This window comes from Amphritea pacifica, assembly GCF_016924145.1.
In the GTDB taxonomy this organism is placed as follows: domain Bacteria; phylum Pseudomonadota; class Gammaproteobacteria; order Pseudomonadales; family Balneatricaceae; genus Amphritea; species Amphritea pacifica.
In genome coordinates, this window is record NZ_JAFFZO010000129.1 from 1 (window position 1) to 416 (window position 416).

The 416-nt window shown below is 55.5% G+C and carries 1 pseudogene; it reads left to right on the forward strand.

Annotation, left to right across the window (positions count from 1 at the left end):
• Positions 1-416, forward strand: a pseudogene (locus JW499_RS21735) (carbohydrate porin); the annotation flags it as partial.

Below are 416 nucleotides of genomic sequence, written 5' to 3' on the forward strand. Positions count from 1 at the left end.
TCCGTTACCTGGAGTACGGATGGATTCAGCCTGACCGCAGGCTTCGAGAGTGTTAAATACGACCTGACCGCGGGCGGCAACGTCGATCAGACCGGTTATGCATTAACGGCGAACTTTGATCTGTCCGGCGCCAACGTCAATATCTCTGCATCCCGTCTGGAAGATGACAACACCGATCAGACAGTGAACTCCTATGCGGCCAACGTCACCTACGGCAATCTGGGCGCGGGCATCATCCGCTCTGACGAGGATAACGCCACCGGTCCTGACCCGGATGTCACCACCAGCTATATCGCTTACTCAGTACCACTGTTTGGTATTCCAGAAGCAACGGTGACCTTTGCCGGCTCCTACTCCAGCGCATCAAATGTAGTGGACGATGAAACCACAGCAGCCCGGGTACGGCTCAACTACAC